At 64.6% G+C, this 17,996-nt stretch carries 14 protein-coding genes; 2 read left to right on the top strand and 12 right to left on the bottom strand.

Annotation, left to right across the window (positions count from 1 at the left end; genetic code table 11):
- Positions 1–73: 73 nt before the first annotated feature.
- The 5 genes from RX330_RS19835 to RX330_RS19815 form a co-directional block, all read right to left on the bottom strand.
- The gene (locus RX330_RS19835) at positions 74–2,311 is read right to left on the bottom strand and encodes a tetratricopeptide repeat protein (RefSeq protein WP_317239494.1); all 2,238 of its coding nucleotides are present in this window, start codon (positions 2,309–2,311) and stop codon (positions 74–76) included.
- Between the two features lie 102 nt (positions 2,312–2,413).
- Complete coding sequence (locus tag RX330_RS19830; protein ID WP_249153263.1) at positions 2,414–3,151, bottom strand: amino acid ABC transporter ATP-binding protein; 738 nt, start codon at positions 3,149–3,151, stop codon at positions 2,414–2,416.
- A gap of 11 nt (positions 3,152–3,162) precedes the next feature.
- Positions 3,163–4,683 carry an amino acid ABC transporter permease gene (locus RX330_RS19825; RefSeq protein ID WP_212085178.1) on the bottom strand — a complete coding sequence of 507 codons (1,521 nt, stop codon included), beginning with the start codon at positions 4,681–4,683 and terminating at the stop codon, positions 3,163–3,165.
- Positions 4,680–5,885, bottom strand: coding sequence for an amino acid ABC transporter permease (locus RX330_RS19820; RefSeq protein ID WP_317239493.1), 1,206 nt, complete (start codon positions 5,883–5,885; stop codon positions 4,680–4,682). Before RX330_RS19820 ends, RX330_RS19825 begins: the two co-directional genes overlap by 4 nt.
- A gap of 25 nt (positions 5,886–5,910) precedes the next feature.
- Positions 5,911–6,927: an amino acid ABC transporter substrate-binding protein gene (locus RX330_RS19815; protein ID WP_317239492.1), complete on the bottom strand. Its 1,017-nt coding sequence runs from the start codon at positions 6,925–6,927 to the stop codon at positions 5,911–5,913.
- Between the two features lie 397 nt (positions 6,928–7,324).
- Here RX330_RS19815 and metC point away from each other — a divergent pair, with 397 nt between their 5' ends.
- The gene (gene metC, locus RX330_RS19810; RefSeq protein WP_212085171.1) at positions 7,325–8,509 is read left to right on the top strand and encodes a cystathionine beta-lyase; all 1,185 of its coding nucleotides are present in this window, start codon (positions 7,325–7,327) and stop codon (positions 8,507–8,509) included.
- Between the two features lie 154 nt (positions 8,510–8,663).
- Entirely contained in the window at positions 8,664–10,355 is a 1,692-nt protein-coding gene (locus RX330_RS19805) for a Na/Pi cotransporter family protein (RefSeq protein WP_212085169.1), read from the top strand.
- A gap of 45 nt (positions 10,356–10,400) precedes the next feature.
- Here RX330_RS19805 and RX330_RS19800 read toward each other — a convergent pair whose 3' ends face one another.
- The 7 genes from RX330_RS19800 to pbpC all read right to left on the bottom strand — a co-directional run bounded on the left by RX330_RS19800 (position 10,401) and on the right by pbpC (position 17,964).
- Positions 10,401–11,261 (bottom strand): DMT family transporter, encoded by an 861-nt coding sequence (locus tag RX330_RS19800; RefSeq protein WP_212085167.1) that lies wholly within the window; start codon positions 11,259–11,261, stop codon positions 10,401–10,403.
- A 70-nt stretch (positions 11,262–11,331) separates the two neighbouring features.
- The gene (locus RX330_RS19795; RefSeq protein WP_317239491.1) at positions 11,332–11,868 is read right to left on the bottom strand and encodes a TetR/AcrR family transcriptional regulator; all 537 of its coding nucleotides are present in this window, start codon (positions 11,866–11,868) and stop codon (positions 11,332–11,334) included.
- A 179-nt stretch (positions 11,869–12,047) separates the two neighbouring features.
- Positions 12,048–12,377, bottom strand: a complete 330-nt coding sequence (locus RX330_RS19790; protein ID WP_212085157.1) for a lipid-A-disaccharide synthase N-terminal domain-containing protein — start codon at positions 12,375–12,377, stop codon at positions 12,048–12,050.
- Positions 12,374–13,111 carry a glycosyltransferase family 2 protein gene (locus RX330_RS19785; RefSeq protein ID WP_317239490.1) on the bottom strand — a complete coding sequence of 246 codons (738 nt, stop codon included), beginning with the start codon at positions 13,109–13,111 and terminating at the stop codon, positions 12,374–12,376. The genes RX330_RS19790 and RX330_RS19785 overlap by 4 nt, the downstream gene beginning before the upstream one ends.
- A 62-nt stretch (positions 13,112–13,173) precedes the next feature.
- Positions 13,174–14,019, bottom strand: a complete 846-nt coding sequence (locus tag RX330_RS19780; protein WP_317239489.1) for a phosphatase PAP2 family protein — start codon at positions 14,017–14,019, stop codon at positions 13,174–13,176.
- A gap of 1 nt (position 14,020) precedes the next feature.
- Positions 14,021–15,763, bottom strand: a complete 1,743-nt coding sequence (locus tag RX330_RS19775; protein ID WP_317239488.1) for an ArnT family glycosyltransferase — start codon at positions 15,761–15,763, stop codon at positions 14,021–14,023.
- Positions 15,764–15,813: 50 nt separating this feature from the next.
- Positions 15,814–17,964 (bottom strand): penicillin-binding protein 1C, encoded by a 2,151-nt coding sequence (gene pbpC / locus RX330_RS19770; RefSeq protein WP_375847803.1) that lies wholly within the window; start codon positions 17,962–17,964, stop codon positions 15,814–15,816.
- Positions 17,965–17,996: the final 32 nt, after the last annotated feature.

Raw genomic sequence — 17,996 nt, 5'->3', positions numbered from 1 at the left:
TGATTCGCGCGCCCGGCCGGCCGGTCACCGGACCAGCATCACCCCCGGGATCTCCCGGGGGCCCCGGACCTGCCTACGCCACCTCGCCGCCTGCCGCGGCGGCACAATGATCGTGCCAGAACCGGCGATAGGCCGCTTCGACCTCACGCGTGTAGAGTTCGACGTTGCCGGCAGGCGAGGCTGCGATCCGAGCCGGCAGACCGGCGCGCAACTTCGCCAGATGGGCGGGCTGCGCCGCGTATTTGCATGCGATCGCGGCATACCCCTCATCATCGTCGGCGACCCACTCGCCGAGGCCGACGGCCGCCACGATGGAGCCACCGGCGCGCGACGAGGCGCCGTTGCCGAGCTTGGCGACGACCGGAACGCCCGCATAGAGGGATTCCCAGGTGCTGATGCCGCCATTTTGCGGGAAGGTATCGAGGGATATGTCGACTTTCGCAAAAGCCAGCAGATGCTCGTGGCGCGAGGTCGAGCCGAGGCAGGTGATATTCTCTTCGGCAATGCCCTGGGCCAGGAACCGCGCGATGAGGCCGTCGCGCAGCAAGGGATCGTCGAGCAGGCCATGCTTGACGACGATCTTCGAGCCCGCGACCTCACGCATCACTTTCGACCACACCCGGATTGCCTCATCCGATATCTTGTAGATGCGGTTGAACACGCCGAAGGTCACATGGCCGTTCCGGAGCATGGGAAGCTCCGAAGGCGGCACATCCAGGATCGGATCGATCGTGATCAGGCACGGCAGATCATGAACCTTTTCGGCCAGCAGATGGCGCTCCGATTGAGGAATGAAGATCGGATCCGCGAGCACGTAGTCCATGGTCTGAAGGCCGGTCCCCGTGGCGTGCCCAAAACCCGTGACCTGGATCGGGGCTGGCTTCCGGGCGAAGACAGGGAGCCTGTTGCCTGCCGTGTGCCCCGACACGTCGATCAGAATATCGATCTTGTCGGCCTGGATCCGATCGGCCAGTTCGTCGTCCGAAAGCTGCGCGGCGTCGACCCAAACGTCGGCGAGAGGCTTGAATCTTTCGGTGATCTCGTCCTGCAACGGCCAGCAGGAATAGCAGACGATCTCGAACCTCGTGCGATCATGACGGCGCAGCACCGGTAGCAGGGCGAACGCTGCCGAATGGTTCCTGAACTCCGACGCGACATAGCCGACCACGATTCGCCTGTCCGGATCGAGCTGCCGGGGTGGCAATGTCCGTTGCGGCAGTCTGGCACCGATCGCATCCCACCAGGATTTTCGCGCGGCCTGCTGGACCGCGAAACCGGCCTCCGGCAGATAATCCAGGATGAAGATCTTGCGTGCGATGGCATCGGCATAATCCGGCGAGATCTCGAGCGCCGCGTCGAGATGCGCGAGCGCCGTCGCGACGTCTCCCTGGTTCGCATAGCAGGCGCCGAGCAGCACGATCGCGTAATCGGACCGCGGATTGTCCTCGAGCAGGGTCTTGACGGCGGCAATCGCCTGGGTCGTGTTCCCCAACAGAAGATTGACTTGCGCTTTCCCGCGCAACGCAAGCTCGAGCCGAGGCGCTTGCACCAGCGCCGCATCGAAGTCCACGGCCGCCTGCTCCAGCCGGTACAGATCGAAATTGAGCCGGCCGCGCTGCGCCAGGATCCTCGGTGAACCCGGCTTGATCGCGAGGCCCGCTGCGAGGGCGGCTTCAGCCTCCGAATAGTGCCGGAGCTCGATACACACCATGCCCTTGCCGGCCAGCGCTTCGGCGTGCCGCGGCTGAAACAGGAGGGCGCGATCGAAACTCTCCTTGGCGGGCGCGAACCGGCCGATCATCAGCTCCGCCATGCCACGATTGCAGAATGCGTCGGCATAGTCCGGTCGCAACCTGATCGCGCGTTCGTGCAGCCCGATCGCCTGCTCGCCGAGACCGACGTTCAGCAGCGTATTGCCGAGATTGGTCAGGGTGATCGGACAATTCGGCTTCAGCGCAATGGCCTTCTCCTGGCATGCGCGGGCGTCCTGGAATTTCTGCAGATCGAAATACACGGCCCCGAGATTGCCATGGGCGTCGGGCGAGCGCGGATCGAGCGCAATCGCGCGCTCGAACAGCTGTTGCGCCTCCTCGAGCCGGCCGCACTCATAGGCGCGCAGGCCGAGCAGGTGCGTGGCATGGAAATGATCCGGAACCTCTTTCAATATCTCGCGGCAGAGCGTCTCGGCCTCCGCAAATCTGCCCTGGCCGAGCGCTTCGATCGCGAAAGACAGGACGGCGTCCGCCTGCTTCCTCAATTTCTTCGCTAGTCGTGCATTCTGGTAGGCGCGCGCGCCGACACTGCTCTGCAAGGTCTCTCCTCCGGAGGATGGGCCGAAAAGACGCAAAGCTGATTCGGATGGTGCCAAGCTGGCGGTCCGGTCAGACCGGCGAGGCCACCGGGTTGCGGGCGGTCACCGCAAAATCTGGCTCAGGAACAGTTTTGTGCGGGCGTGCCGAGGCGCAGCAAAGAACTCGTTCGGGGTGTTGGCCTCGATGATCTGCCCGGCGTCCATGAACACCACGCGATTGGCGACCTCACGGGCAAAGCCCATTTCGTGGGTGACGACCAGCATGGTCATGCCCTCTCCGGCGAGGTCCACCATGGTATCCAGCACCTCCTTGACCATCTCGGGGTCGAGTGCCGATGTGGGCTCGTCGAACAGCATGACCTTCGGGTTCATCGTCAAGGCCCGCGCGATCGCGACGCGCTGCTGCTGGCCGCCGGACATCTGCCCCGGAAACTTGTTGGCCTGGTGCGGGATCTTGACCCGCTCCAGGAACTTCATCGCGGTCTCCTCGGCGTCCTTCTTCGGAATGTTACGCACCCAGATCGGCGCCAGCGTGCAATTGTCCAGCACGGTCAGGTGCGGGAATAGATTGAAGCTCTGGAACACCATGCCGACTTCGCGGCGCACGGCGTCGACGTGCTTGAGGTTGGGCCCGAGCTCGATCCCGTCCACGACGATCTCGCCCTCCTGGAATTCCTCGAGCGCGTTGATGCAGCGGATCAGCGTCGACTTGCCGGAGCCAGAGGGCCCGCAGATCACGATGCGCTCGCCCTTCTCGACGGCGAGGTCGATGTCGCGCAGCACGTGAAAATCGCCGTACCATTTGTTGAGGCCGGAAATCCTGACGATGGGGTCAGACATGATGGGCTCGATCAGTTGCGGCGGTGGGCATTGAGACGATGCTCGACGAACAGCGAATAGCGCGACATTCCAAAGCAGAAGATGAAGTAGATGATCCCCGCAAAGGCGAAGCCGGTGAACGCGGTCGAAGGCGTCGACCATTTCGGATCCGAGAACGAAGCCCGTAACGAGCCCAACAGGTCGAACAGCGCCACGATCGAGACCAGCGAAGTGTCCTTGAACAGCGAGATGAAGCTGTTGACGAGGTTCGGAATGACGTGACGCAGCGCCTGCGGCAGCACGATCAGCGAGGTCGTCTTCCACCAGGACAGTCCCAGGGCTGCGGCCGCCTCGCCCTGCCCGCGCGGGATCGCGGCGAGCCCGCCGCGGACGTTCTCAGCCTGGTAGGCGCCCGTGAACAGCGAAATGCCGATCAACGCGCGGACGAGACCGTCGACGGTGAAATTGCCCGGCAGGAACAGCGGCAGCATGTAGGTGGCGAAGAACAGCACGGTGATCAGCGGCACGCCGCGCCAGAATTCGATGAAGGCGATCGAGAAGATCCGGATCAGCGGAATGGTGGAGCGACGGCCGAGCGCCAGCGCGATGCCGATCGGCAGCGAGGTGACGATGCCGGTGACGGAGACCACCAGCGTCACCAAGAGGCCGCCCCACAGATTTGTTGCCACAATGGGCAATCCGCCGTGATCGAGCCCCATCAACTTGATGACGGCGGCGATGGCGATGAAGGTGGCGACGCTCGATCCGAGCGCGCGCCATCCGGTGCGAATGCCGCCGCCGAGAACGAAGGCGATCAGCGAGACGACCGCGGCCGTGATGGTGAAATCAGTCCAGACCGATTGGCCCGTTGCCTGGAGCTGGTCACGCAGCAGGGTCAACGGAAAGATCAGCCAATAGATCACCGTGCCGACCAGCACGATGAAATTGCCGAGGATCCAGAAGAGCGGTGCGATGGCCGAGGTCTTGCTGAGATTGAGGAGAGCCTGTCCGGCGTTGACGATGCTCTCGTCGAACAGCTGCAGCAGGTCGGCCGTCCAGCTCAGGCCGAAGCCCTTGATGCCGCCGCCGTGCAGCAGGAAGAACGCGACCACCGGAAACGCGATGAAGAACAGGCTGGCATTCAGCCCCTTCGCCGGCAGGCGCGGCACGAGCAGCGGTACCAGCAGAACCGCAGCCAGGATGAACGAGAGATTGACCCGCCAGCGCTCGGCCTCGGGATAGAAACCGTAGATCAATTGCGGCAGCTTGGCCTGGATGTAGGGCCAGCAGGCGCCGACCACAAAGCCGGCGTTCTCCGTGAGGCATGCCGTGCGGTCCTTGCCACTCCACACCGCATCCACCATCAGGAACCTGACGGAGGGAACGATGGTGAACCACAGCAGCAGGGCGCCCACGATCGTGAGCAGGATGTTGGTCGGCGAGTTGAACAGGCGCGTCCGCATCAGCCCGACGAAGCCCGTGGTCTTCACCGGCGCCGGACGCTCGGCGAGGAGGTCCTGGCGGACGAAGCTGCTCGAGGCGATATCACTCATGCGCCCAGACTCCGGCTGACGCGCCATCCATAGACGCTCATGACAGCGCTGGTGAGCAGTGAGATCAGGAGATAGATGCCCATCGTCATGGCGATGATCTCGATCGCCTGCCCGGTCTGGCTCAGCGACGTGCCGGCGAACACGGAGACGAGGTCAGGATAGCCGATCGCGACCGCCAGCGACGAGTTCTTGGTGAGATTGAGGTACTGGTTGGTCAGCGGCGGCACGATGACGCGCATGGCCTGCGGCACGACGATCAGCCGGAGCGTGGTGCCGCGGCTGAGGCCCAGCGAGGCCCCCGCCTCCATCTGCCCCTTGTGGACGGACAGGATGCCGGCGCGCACGATCTCGGCGATGAAGGCGGCCGTATAGGTCGCCAGCGCCAGCGTCAGCGCCACGAACTCCGGGATGATGCGAGATCCACCGGCGAAATTGAAACCCTTCAGCTGCGGCAGCTCGAAGGTGAACGGCAAACCTGATACCAGCACCGTGGCGAGCGGCAGACCAAACAGCAGGCCCAAGACATAGGGCCAGATCCGGATCACCTGCCCCCGCTGAAACAGCGCGCGACGGGCATAGAAGCGCAAGGCCAGTGCCCCGACGATGCCGAGCGCCAACATCGCCATGAACGGCTCGAGGCCGCTCTGGCCGATCGGGCTGGGAATGACGAGGCCGCGATTGCTGATGAAGGCAACGCCGAACAGTGAAATGCTCTGCCGCGGATTGGGCAAGGCCGCGAGCACCGCGAGGTACCAGAACAGGATCTGGAACAGCAGCGGCAGGTTGCGGATGATCTCGACATAGATCTCGCCCACGCGCGCCAACAGCCAATTGGGCGACAGCCGGCAGAGCGCGACGATGAAGCCGATCAACGTGGCGAAGACGATGCCCACCGCCGAGACCACGAGCGTGTTGAGCAGACCGACCACGAAGACGCGCAGGAACGTGTCCGAGCCGGTATAGGAGATCAGCGTCTGATTGACGTCGAAGCCGGCATTGTTCCTGAGGAAGCCGAAGCCGGCGGCGATGTGCTGGTTCTCGAGATTGGCGCGGGCGTTGGAGACGATCTCGTAGCCGATCCAGCCCAGGATCGCCGCGAAGGCAAACTGGACGGCGACGCCGTTCCAGCCTGCCTTGCCGCCCAGAATGCGCCTGATCTTCAGCGCGATCTGGGGCGGCGGTTTTCGGGCCCCGGAGCTCATGCCGCTGCCACCGGATCAGGAGCGATCAGCGGATCGGCGGCGCGTATTGGAGACCGCCCTTATTCCAGAGATTGTTGAGACCGCGATTGATGGCGAGCGGCGAGCCCGCGCCGACATTGCGATCGAACACTTCGCCGTAATTGCCGACCGCTTTCACGATCCGCACCACCCAGTCCTTGGTCAGGCCGAGCTGTTCGCCGAAATTGCCGTCGCTGCCGAGCACGCGCTTCATTTCGGGGTTTTCCAGCTTCGCTTTCTCGTCGACGTTCTTCGAGCTCACACCGAGCTCCTCGGCGGTGATCATCGCGAACAGCGTCCACTTCACGATGTCAAACCACTGGTCGTCGCCGTGGCGCACCATCGGGCCGAGCGGTTCCTTCGAGATGATCTCGGGGAGCACCATGTGGTCGTTGGGATTGGCGAGCTTCAGCCGATTGGCGTAGAGGCCCGACTGGTCGGTGGTGAAGACGTCGCAGCGCCCGGCTTCATAGGCCTTGACCGTTTCGTCGTTGGTGCCGAACGCGATCACCTCGTACTTCATGTTGTTGGCCTTGAAGTAGTCGGCGAGATTCTGCTCCGTGGTGGTGCCGGTCTGCACACAGACCGAAGCGCTGTTGAGCTCGAGCGCCGAATTCACCTTGAGCGACTTCTTCACCATGAAGCCCTGCCCGTCATAATAGGTCACGCCCGTGAAGTTGGCGCCGAGTGAGGTGTCACGCGAGATGGTCCAGGTCGTGTTGCGCGAGAGCACGTCGATTTCGCCGGATTGCAGCGCGGTGAAGCGGTCCTTGGCGGACAGCGGCACATATTTGACCTTGCTCGCATCGTTGAAGATCGCCCCGGCGATGGCACGGCAAACATCGACGTCGAGGCCGGTCCAGTTGCCCTTGTCGTCGGGCGAGGAGAATCCCGGCAGGCCCTGGCTGACGCCGCAGGACAACATGCCCCGATCCTTGATGGTCTTGAGCGTTTGGGCGCCGGCGGATTGGGCGGTCAGACCGGCGGCGAGAGCAAGGGTGAGAGCCAGGGTTACGCGTTTCATGGGCTTTGGGCCTTTCAAAGTCGTATCAAGGATCAAGGAACGTTGTCTCAGGATCATCCCTGCCGGGGCCAGGCGTATCAAGACCAGCCCTTGCAAGAGTCATGCTGGAAAACTTGCCGAACACCCGCCGATCCCGGGAGGCCAACACCTTAATCCCCGCCGCAGGCGCCCGCCCTGATGGCTGTGACGCAAAGTCCGGTCAGGCGATGGATCGAAGGTCGCGGCAGGCCCCTCAACATGCGGCGACTGAATAGCACCTGCGCATTGGAGAGCGGCTGGCGTGCCGGGTCAAGGGGTTGACGGGACTCTTCTGTGTTCTGTTATTAACGACAGCGGCCTTTCGGCCGGCCCATCAGGCGCCAAGCCCGAGCGGAAACGCGGTTTTGAAAGCAGACGCATGGATTCCTCGCACCCTCAAGAGCAGCACGCCGAGACCCGGCTGGTCACCTCCGGCCGCGACACCAAGGCGCAGAAGGGGTTCGTCAATCCGCCGGTCTTTCACGGCTCGACCGTGCTCTACCCGACCGCCGAGGACCTTCACGCCCATCGCGGCGAGTTCACCTATGGCCGCCACGGTTCCCCTACCACCAAGGCGTTCCAGGAGACGCTGATGGCGCTGGAGGGGCCGCAATGCGCCGGCGTCGGCATCGTCCCGTCGGGGCTGTCGGCGATCTCCACCACCCTGCTCTCGGTGCTGAAGACCGGGGACCATCTCCTGGTCTGCGACAACGTCTATCGGCCGTCACGCAATTTCTGCAACGGCATGCTCGCACGCTATGGCGTCGAAACCACCTATTTCGACCCGATGATAGGTGCCGGCATTGAAAAACTGTTCAAGCCGAACACCCGCGCGGTGCTGGTGGAAGCGCCGGGCTCGCAATCGTTCGAGATGCCCGACATCCGCGCCATCGCCGAGGTTGCGCATGCGCGCGATGCGCTCGTCATCGACGACAACACCTGGGCAACCCCGCTCTATCACCGCTCGCTCGACCAAGGTGTCGACATCAGCATGCAGGCGGCCACCAAATATATCGGCGGCCATTCCGACATCATGTTCGGCACCATCTCGGCCAATGCCAAGGCCTGGCCGATGGTCGCCGAGGGCATCCGCCTGCTCGGCGTCTGTGCCGGTCCCGACGATGTTTTCCTCGCGCTGCGCGGCCTGCGCACCCTGTCGGTCCGGTTGGCGCAGCATCATCGCTCCGGGCTCGACATGGCGCGCTGGCTCGCAGGCCGGCCCGAGGTCGCACGCGTGCTGCATCCGGGCTTGGAGACCGATCCCGGTCACGCCATCTGGAAGCGCGACTTCACCGGCGCTTCAGGCCTGTTCAGTATCGTGCTGAAGCCGGCGCCGCAGAAGGCCGTCGACACCATGCTCAACACACTCAAGCTGTTCGGCATGGGCTTTTCATGGGGCGGCTTCGAGAGCCTTGCGATTCCCTTCGACTGCGATGGCTATCGCACCGCGACCAAGTGGTCGCCGGGCGGCCCTACCCTGCGGCTGCATATCGGACTGGAAAGCGTCGACGATCTCAAGGCAGATCTCGATCGCGGCTTCGCTGCCCTCAAGGCGGCAATGTGAGCCTGCGCGCGAAGCACCGCGCCCACGGATGTGGCATCGCTCCCCTAGGAACGTGCCCGTGTCGCAAACGTTAACGCCGATGCGCCAACAAAGGGTTTGAAGCTCAAGCATTTGGCGCTAGCCTCACCAATCGACTCCAATCCGGACACGGAGCATGGGAACGTTGGTTCTGCTCGATCTGATGGGCGGCGTTGCGCTGTTGTTGTGGGGCCTGCACATGGTCCACAGCGGGATTTTGCGCGCCTTCGGTCCCGACCTCAGGCGTCTGCTCGGCAAGGCGCTGAGCAACCGCATGAGTGCTTTCGCTGCCGGCCTCGGCCTCACCGCGCTACTCCAGAGCAGCACGGCGACAGCCTTGATCACGTCTTCGTTCGCAGCCGAGGGTCTCGTCAGCCTCGCCGCCGCGCTCGCCATCATGCTCGGTGCCAATGTCGGCACGACGCTGATCGTGCAGGTGCTGTCGTTCAACATCGCAGCCGTCGCGCCGGTGCTGTTCGTGCTCGGCCTCGTCGCCTTCCGCTCCGGCCCGCGCTCGCGGATCAAGGACATCGGCCGCGTCTGCATCGGCCTGGGCCTGATGCTGCTCTCGCTGCACATCCTGCTCGACACGCTGGCGCCGGCGGAGAACGCACCGGGCGTCCGGATCGTGATGTCGGCCATTACGGGCGATCCAGTCCTGTGCATCGTCATCGCGGCCCTCGTCACCTGGGCCGTGCATTCGAGCGTCGCCAGCGTGCTGCTGATCATGTCGCTGGCCTATTCGCAGTTCATCACTCCATATGCAGCGCTGGCGCTGGTGCTCGGGGCCAATCTCGGCAGTGCCATCAATCCCGTGTTCGAGGGCGCCAGGCGTGACGATCCCGCGAGCTATCGCCTGCCGGTCGGCAATCTCGTCAACCGCGTGATCGGCATTGCGCTGGTCCTGCCCTTCCTGGGCGCGATCGCCGAGCACATGCACGCCTGGCAGCCCGATCTCGCCAGGATGACGGCGGCATTCCACATCGCCTTCAACGTCGGCACCGCCGTCATCTTCATCGGCCTGCTCGACACCATGTCGCGCCTGTTGACGCGCTTCTTGCCCGATCGTGTGCAGGAGGCTGACCCGGCCCGCCCGCGCTATCTCGACGAGACCGCGCTGGAGACACCGTCACTGGCGCTCGCCGACGCCTCGCGCGAGACCTTGCGGATGGGCGACCTCGTCGAGGTCATGCTGCGCAAGGTGATGGCGGCGATGATGACGGGCGACCGTGCGCTGGTCGACCAGGTCACCAAGATGGATAATCTCGTCGACGGTCTCGACGAGGCCATCAAGCTCTACGTGACCAAGCTGATGCGGGGCAGCCTCGACGAGAGCGAAGGACGGCGCGCGATGGAGATCATCTCCTTCGCCATCAATCTCGAACATATTGGCGACATCATCGACAAGAGCCTGAGCGAACTCGCCACCAAGAAGATCAAGCGGCGCTTCCAGTTCTCGGCGGAAGGGGCGGACGAGCTTGCCGCCTTCCACAAGCGTACGATGGACTCCCTGCGGATCGCCTTCGGCGTCTTCATGTCGGGCGACGCCAACGAGGCGCGCAAGCTGCTGGTGGAGAAAACCGCGCTACGCAACACCGAGCTTGCCGCGGTCGAGCGGCATCTCGACCGCCTGCGCGAGGGCCGCCCCGAAACCATCGAAACGACGTCGCTGCATCTGGATGTGCTGCGCGACCTCAGGCGCATCCACTCGCACATCTGCTCGGTCGCCTATCCCGTGCTGGATGCGGCCGGCGAGCCTTATCGCCGGACCGAGGCGGAGGCGGCTGCCCTGCCCGCCTCAGGCGCGGCATCGGCAGTGCCGCGCTAAGCGGCCAGGCGTCGACTGAAGTCGGCACGACAGGGTGCCCGACGATCAGGCCGGTTGGGCGCGTGGGCGCACCTGCGTCATGGCCACGCCCGAGATCGCGAGCAGCCCGCCGGCGATCAGCTTTGGGCTTATTCGCTCGTCAAGGAAGATGACGCTTGAAGTCAATGCGAACACGGGCAGCAGCAGACCGAAGGGCGCGACGCGCACCATCGAGCAACGGGCGATGAGCCAGAACCAAAGGCCAAACCCAACAATTCCGCCGATGAAGATTGTGTAGGCGAGCGCCAGCCAGCCACGTTCGTCTGCCGTGACAAGACTCGCCATTTGTCCGGATTCGAGCAGCAACGACATCAGCATGACCTGCGGCACCGTGAGCAGCGACGACCAGCCCATCAGCATCAGGGGATCAAAAGGGCCATAACGCTTCGTCAAGACGTTGGACACCGCAAATGCAAAAGCTGCCCCGACCACAAGCAGCAGCGGAAGCGCGTTTGCCGACACGCCAGGGCCCGTTGCCAGCACGACCACACCGATGAAGGCAAGTACCACGCCAGCGGACGTAGTTAGAGACGGCCTCTCCGCGAGCAGCGGCCAAGCCAACAAGACGGTGAAAGGTGGGGCGAGTTGATATGCGACGGCTGACATGCTTCCCGACCCGAGCCCGAGACCAACGTAGAACAGGCCGAAGTTCAATCCACCAAGGAAAAGCGAAATGGCTGCGACAGGTCCGAGCTGCCTGCGCCTCGGCCGTTCGACGAACGGAACGAGCAAAACCGCGATTGCGAGGAAGCGCAGCGCGAGGAAGAAGAGAGGCGGAAACTCCCCCACGCCCACTTTGATAACCACGAACTGATAACCCCAGAGCAGAGGAACGACCACCGCGCAGACAATCTGCATGGCAGACATGGCATCGCTATTTTCACGACCATTTGGTCCAGATATAGGCCTGCGCAAGGGGGAAACGTCCATGGTGTGTCTACCTGATGAAGCGGTCGAGAAGAGCGTCGACGGTGGCTTGCGAAACGATCCGTGTCGGCGCCGTCTTACCGACCACCCGCAAGCCCTCGACGAAACAGACGAGAATTCGCGCGGCACTCGAAGGCTCGACACCATCGGCCAGCTGGCCCGCTGCCTTCGCACGGGAAAATGCACCAGTCACCCGAGCCTCCATGGCTTTGAAAAAGCTCTCGATGCGACGATCAACCTCGACGTCACGGCCAGCCAGTTCCATGGCCGTGGCTACCAGCAGGCATCCGCGCCGACCATTGGCACCGCTGTTGCGGTCGACGTAGCCGGCAAGGTAGGCCCTTAGGCCCTCGACCGGCTCTCTGCGGTGGTCGAGTTCGGTATCCATCCGCGTCAAGGCAATGGCAATGTAGCGATCGAGCGCGCGCAAGAAAAGCGAGTGCTTGTCACCAAAAGCGGCGTAAAGGCTGCCACGCGAGAGTTTCGTTGCACGCAGCAGGTCCGGCAGCGCCGTGGCGTGATAGCCGAGCGACCAGAATACATTCATCGCGCGTTCGACAGCGGCTTCCGTGTCGAAACTCCTGGGGCGGCCACGGGGCAGCTGCACTGGTGCGAGGCGAGGCATAGGAATATATAAACCAATCGGTCTTGAAATAGCAAGGGTCGATTAGGTCACATATCGCTCTGTCGTAGGAGAAGTCCCGAAGGCTGGTTTGGATTCAGCGCCTAGGTCTTCGACGCTTTGCCGCGGTTCTTCCAGATCAGCATGATGTTGCGGATATAGATGACGGTCGCGAGCGATTGTCCGAGGATGATGACCGGCTCGCGCTTCACGACGCCGTAAACCAGCGTCATCAGCCCGCCGCCCATCGAGCAGAACCAGAACGCCATCGGCACCACGCTGTTGCCGGCGCGCTCGCTGGCGATCCACTGCACCAAAAAGCGCGCGGTGAAGAACAGCTGCGCGACGAGGCCGAAGGCCAGCCAGAAATCGAACTTGGCGACGAACACGTCGTAGAGATAGTTGCTCAGCGCCTGACCGTATTGGATGATCATGCGCTCACCTCAGTCACTTCGGGTGTCGGCTTCTTGCGGCGGATCAGCCACCACACGCCGGCGAGATCCATGATGCCGATCCACAGCCGGTCGAAGAATCCGTAGTTCGACACGCCGGAATGGCGCGGCCGGTCGATCACGTCGACATAGGCGATGTCATAGCCTTCGCGGCGGACCAGCGCCGGCAGGAAGCGATGCAGCCCGTCGAAATAGGGCAGCATCAGAAACACGTCGCGCCGGAACGCCTTCAACCCGCAGCCGGTGTCGCGCGTGCCGTCTTTCAGGATGGCGTTGCGAACGCCGTTCGCCACGCGCGACTGAAGCTTTTTGAAGCCAGTGTCCTTGCGCCCGATCCGCTGCCCGGCGGCGAGGCCGACGCGCCCTGCTCCCTTCTCGACCGCAGCGATCAGATCGGGCAGGAAGGCCGGATTGTTCTGGCCGTCGCCATCGAGCGTTGCCACGATCATCCCGCGCGCCGCGCGCACGCCGCTGCGCACCGCCGCGGATTGGCCGCCTGATCTGGCATGGCGGAGCTGGCGCAGATTGTCCCGCCGCGCCATGAGCGCCGTGAGCCGTTCGCCGGTCGCATCGGTGGAGCCGTCGTTGACGTAGATGATCTCATAGGCCCAGCGGCCGTCGAGCGCGGCACCGATCTCCGCGATCAGCGGCGCGATGTTGTCGGCTTCGTTGCGCACGGGAACGACGATGGAAACCGATGGCTGGGACGTCGACAAGATCAAGGCTCGTGGGTTGGATTGGCCTCTTGGGGAACCAGTACCCCGACAGGCAGCCGCTTTTATGGGGCGGATGCCCCGCGGGCAACCCTTTTGAGGCGTCCCGAGACCGCCCCCGCAAGAGGCACGATGGTGCCGTCCGCGCGGATGGCAAAGCCCAGCCTTCGGGCCGCAAACCAGTAGCGGACCGCCATGGCGCCGACCGTGCCGACCAAGGCGCCGGCCACGACGTCGCTCGGATGATGGGCAAGCAGCACCAGGCGCGTCAGCAGGATCACGATTGCGTAAGTGAACATGAACACGCGCAGACGCGGCCACAATGCCGAGACGGCAAACGCCAGGGCGAACGCCGCCACGGCATGACCCGACGGCAGGCTCGCATAAGCCCCCGTCCCCTCGAACGGCACGAAGTTGAACGGATTGGCCTTGCCGCCGACGAACGGACGGCCGCGGCCGATGAGGAATTTCAGGATCTCGGCGACGAATGCCGACACGGCAATCGACAGAAACACAAATTGCAGCCGCGTGCCCAGTCCCAGCAGCAGCGCGCGGCGCGTCCCGTGCAGCCCCGCCGCAACGAACGCCAGAACCACCAGCGCAGCTCCCAGCACCGACAGCAAATACTCGTCCTTGCCGAAATCGGTCAGGATGCGGATGGGCCACAGTGCCGGTGTGCCGCGCGCAGGCATCAGCTGGATCTCGGTCTGGTCGAACGCGACCATCAGAACGATGACCAGGGCCGCGCCTGCTGCGCTGAGCCACAGCGAATGCCGCGCCAGTCTTCGCGCGGCCTCAGCGCGGCGCGAATGTGAGGGCGTGCGAACCAGTTGCGCCAGCGCGTGCCTGGAGACGGCGAGCAATTGCGCGGCATAGCCCGGACGCGGGGCGGTGCTGGTCGAGGCCGGCATCCTATTCGGTGCCTTCCGACCGGAAGATCGAGATCGAGATCGCGCGGCCTTGCGAGAAATTATAGCCGTCGATGCGCGTGCCGACCTTGTAGCGCAGTCCGATCGCCTCGGCGCGCTGCACGAAGCTGCGCTCCGAGCGCTGTTCGATCAGCGCGAAGCGACAGCTGCCTTGCCCGAGGAAGTCGGCAGCACCCGAGCCGTCGGTCAGCAGCGTCTTGGTGCCCGTCAGGAAGACGAGGCTGGGCTCGTGATAGCCGGCAGCGGCAGCCTTCGGTCCGACACAAGTGACGTTTCGCAGCGCGCGCGCAACCTCGATGCTCGGGAACAGCGGGGTCAACGACGGCAGCACGATGCCGTAAACCACCACCGCCAGCATCAGGGCCGCGACCAGCGCGTTGAGCAGCGAGCGCTCGGCACGATTGTTGTCGTAGAGCCACCAGGCGAACAGGCCGAAGATCAGCGAGGCCGCGATGAATGGCCAGGCCACGAAGGCAGGCTGGCGGGTCAGTATCACCGCCCCGACGACCACGATGATCGAGGTGGCCGCAGGAATTGCGAACCACCAGGCCGAGCCGCGCATCAGCCAGGACCGCGACAGCACCCGGCGCTCTACCGCGCCCGCTGTGAGGATCGCGATCGCGGGGTAGAGCGGCATGACGTAGTGCGGCAGCTTGGTCAGCACGGCCTCGAACACGATCCAGGACGGGATCAGCCAGGCCAGCAGGAACTGCGCTCCGGGCTCGCGCCGCGCCCGCCACACTGCGGGCGCTGCCATCGCCGCAAGCGGCGCACCGGGCCAGAAGGTGATCCAGAACAGCGCCAGGTACAGACCGGGGGGCGCGCCGTGGGATTCCTGGGCCCCCAGCTTGCTCAGCATGTCGCCGCCGACGGAATCGGTGAAGAAGGTTTCACCGGCACGCCAGAAGATCGCCACGAACCAGGGCAGCACCAGCACCAGCGTCCACATCAGGCCCCAGACCGGACGCAGCCGCCACAGCCAGGACGCATCGCGGTCCTGGATCGCCAGCGCCACGATGGTGAGCCCTGCGAACATCAGGATCAACGGCCCCTTGATGAGGATGCCGACGGCCAGCGCGGTCCAGAAGATCGCGGGCCAGCTCCAGGGCGGACGCGTCTCGTCCTCGGCGCGCTGCCAGGACAGATAGGCCCGCGCCATCGCCCCCATCGTCGCGACGACGCAGAGCAGCAGCATCGCGTCGGTCTTGGCGAGCCGCGCCTCGACGCCGAGCAGCACGGAGGCGCACATCATCAGTGCCGCCAGCACGGCGGCGCGCCGCGTGATGAAGCCGAGCGCGGCCCAATAGGTCATGAGCACGGCGCCGATCGCTCCTATCAGCGACGGCAGCCGGTAGACCCAGATGCGCAATTCGGCTTTCGGCAGCTTGAGTGCCGATGCGGCCTCAACCGCGGCCGACTGCAGCCAGTAGATGCCGACCGGCTTCTTGTAGCGGACGTCCTCCTGAAAGCGGATATCGACATAGTCGCCGCTCTCGACCATCTGCTTGGTGGCCTGGGCAAAGCGCGCTTCGTCACGATCGATCGGCGGGATGGTGAAGAAACCAGGCAGGAACAGCAGCAGCGCGCAGAGCACCAGGAAGCCGACCGCGCGCGCATGACTGGCCGTGACGATATCGAGCATGCGCACGAGCCCGCTGCCCGGATTTGCAGGCGATTTCGACTCGCGGGGTGCTCCAAAACGGGGGGCTGGATAGGTGTCGGCCATTGGTTCCGCTTACGCTGAAACCGCCATCGCCACAACCGCTTAAGCCGGGCTCATTGAATTCGAATGACGACTGTGTCCGCCGCGCCCGTGGCATCGATCACGGTGAGCCGCGCAAAGCCTGGACCGGGCGGATCGATCAGGCGTTGGCGGCGGCCGTCGATCTCGCCAAGTGCTGTTCCGTTAACCATGATGGTCATGGGCAGGACGCCGCCCGCGACCTTGACCGGTAGTGCTGCGCTCTCCTGTCCCCCGGAACGATCGACATCGATCCGCGAGCCGTTCAGCGGAAACTGGATGTGCAGCGCCTGTTCGCGGCCGGTCCGCACCAGTTCGCCTACGGGGCGGAACCGCTTCAGCGGCAACGGCAGCTTGGCGTTGCTGGCAACCAGGGTTCCCCTCGGCGGCTTTGGCAACGGGGCCAGCGTCTTGCCGGTACGGGCGAAAGCATCGAACAGGATCGGGGCGGCGGCCACCCGCCCGATCAGGCCGGGGACCGGGGCACCATCGGGCCGGCCGACCCAGACGCCGATCGTCATGCGGCCATCGAACCCGACCGACCACGCATCGCGATAGCCATAGGAGGTCCCGGTCTTGAAGGCGATGCGGTTGTGAGCGGCGTTCTCCGGCGGCGGCGCTCCCAGCAGCACGTTGCCGACCTGCCAGGCCGCGACCTGATCCAACAGCCGGAGCGGCTCGCGATCATCCCTGTCCGTCATGACCTCGCGCAGCGGCTTGGTGGTGCCGAGGCGGGCGAAGCCCGCGTAAAGCTGGGCCAGGTCCTGCAGCGTCACGCCGACGCCGCCGAGACCCATGGCGAGCCCCGGGGCCTCGTCCTTGGGCAAAACCAGATTGCCGCCGGCCTGCCGCAGCCGCGAGGCCAGCCGGTTGGAGCCGACGCGGTCCAGCAGCACGATGGCCGGGACGTTCAGGGATAATTGCAGCGCCTTCTTCACGGGCACCGTGCCCTGGAAGGTCATGTCGAAATTTTCCGGCGCGTAGGAGCCGAACCGCACCGGCCGGTCGTCGATCAGGCTTTCCGGATGAATGAAGCCGTCCTCGAAGGCGAGCCCGTAGATGAAGGGCTTCAACGTCGAGCCTGGCGAGCGGATCGCGCGGGTCATGTCGACCTGCCCCGCCCGGCTCTCGTCGAAATAATCGGCGGACCCCACCCGGGCGAGCACGTCCCCGCTGTCATTGTCGACCACGATGATGCCAACCGAGATGTTCGGCCCGAGCGCGAGGGCGCGGTCGCGCGCCAGCGGCTCCAGCACCTTCTGCAAGTTTGCGTCGAGTGTGAGCTTGACGAGCGGCGTATCCTTGACCGTCGACAGCGCGGTGTCGGACGCGTGCGGCGCCAGGATCGGCATCGGCTTGCGTAGTCTTGGCACGGGCACGGACTTGGCCTGCCGTGCATCGTCGGCACTGACCACGCGCTGCTCGACCATGCGGTCGAGCACGCGGTCGCGCGCCTTGCGCGCGGCCTCCGGATGGCGGTCGAGCCGGCGTGTTTCAGGCGATTGCGGCAGTGCGACCAGCAGCGCGGCCTCCGCCAGCGACAGGCGCTTCGGCTCCTTGCCGAGATAGCCGATCGAGGCGGAGCGAATGCCTTCGAGATTGCCGCCATAGGGCGCCAAAGCGAGATAGAGATCGAGAATCTGCTCCTTGCTCATGCTGCGCTCGATCTCGATCGCGCGCACCATCTGCCGCAGCTTGGCATAGAGCGAGCGTTGCCGCCGCGGCTCCATCAGGCGAGCGAGCTGCATGCTGATCGTCGAGCCGCCCGAGACGATGTGGCCACGGGTTGCCAATTGCAAGGCGGCGCGCCCCAGCGCCAGCGGATCGATGCCGTTATGGGCGTAGAAGCGCTGATCCTCATAGGCCAACAGCAGTTTCAGATAGGTCGGATCGACGTTGGACCTGGCATCGACCGGCAGCCGCCAGCGGCCGTCGGGCATCGCATAGGCGCGCAGCAGCCTGCCGTTGCGGTCGACGATGGTGGTGGAGACCTGACGGGCCTCGTCGAGCGGGAGAGGCCCGAGGGAGTAGACCCAACCGACGAAGCCGGTGATGGCGAGGATGAGGATGAGTGCGGCGGCTGAGAGGATATGAAATCCCCTGCCCCTCGCTCGGTCATGGCCGGGCTTGTCCCGGCCATCCACGGTCTTGCCGGCCGAAACGCAGTTCGTGAATGCGCGGGACATCGGCGCGAAGACGCGCTTCGCGCTTTTGCCCG

Origin of the sequence: Bradyrhizobium sp. NDS-1, from assembly GCF_032918005.1 — a bacterium.
Lineage (GTDB): Bacteria > Pseudomonadota > Alphaproteobacteria > Rhizobiales > Xanthobacteraceae > Bradyrhizobium > Bradyrhizobium tunisiense.
This window is presented reverse-complemented; position numbering and strand designations above follow the sequence as displayed.

Excerpts from the sequence above, each read along its gene's own strand:
- RX330_RS19830 (WP_249153263.1), bottom strand. The coding sequence starts at position 3,151 with ATGTCTGACCCCATCGTCAGGATTTCCGGCCTCAACAAATGGTACGGC.
- RX330_RS19825 (WP_212085178.1), bottom strand. The coding sequence starts at position 4,683 with ATGAGTGATATCGCCTCGAGCAGCTTCGTCCGCCAGGACCTCCTCGCC.
- RX330_RS19820 (WP_317239493.1), bottom strand. The coding sequence starts at position 5,885 with ATGAGCTCCGGGGCCCGAAAACCGCCGCCCCAGATCGCGCTGAAGATC.
- RX330_RS19815 (WP_317239492.1), bottom strand. The coding sequence starts at position 6,927 with ATGAAACGCGTAACCCTGGCTCTCACCCTTGCTCTCGCCGCCGGTCTG.
- metC (WP_212085171.1), top strand. The coding sequence starts at position 7,325 with ATGGATTCCTCGCACCCTCAAGAGCAGCACGCCGAGACCCGGCTGGTC.
- RX330_RS19805 (WP_212085169.1), top strand. The coding sequence starts at position 8,664 with ATGGGAACGTTGGTTCTGCTCGATCTGATGGGCGGCGTTGCGCTGTTG.
- RX330_RS19800 (WP_212085167.1), bottom strand. The coding sequence starts at position 11,261 with ATGTCTGCCATGCAGATTGTCTGCGCGGTGGTCGTTCCTCTGCTCTGG.
- RX330_RS19795 (WP_317239491.1), bottom strand. The coding sequence starts at position 11,868 with ATGAATGTATTCTGGTCGCTCGGCTATCACGCCACGGCGCTGCCGGAC.
- RX330_RS19790 (WP_212085157.1), bottom strand. The coding sequence starts at position 12,377 with ATGATCATCCAATACGGTCAGGCGCTGAGCAACTATCTCTACGACGTG.
- RX330_RS19780 (WP_317239489.1), bottom strand. The coding sequence starts at position 14,019 with ATGCCGGCCTCGACCAGCACCGCCCCGCGTCCGGGCTATGCCGCGCAA.
- RX330_RS19775 (WP_317239488.1), bottom strand. The coding sequence starts at position 15,763 with ATGGCCGACACCTATCCAGCCCCCCGTTTTGGAGCACCCCGCGAGTCG.
- pbpC (WP_375847803.1), bottom strand. The coding sequence starts at position 17,964 with ATGTCCCGCGCATTCACGAACTGCGTTTCGGCCGGCAAGACCGTGGAT.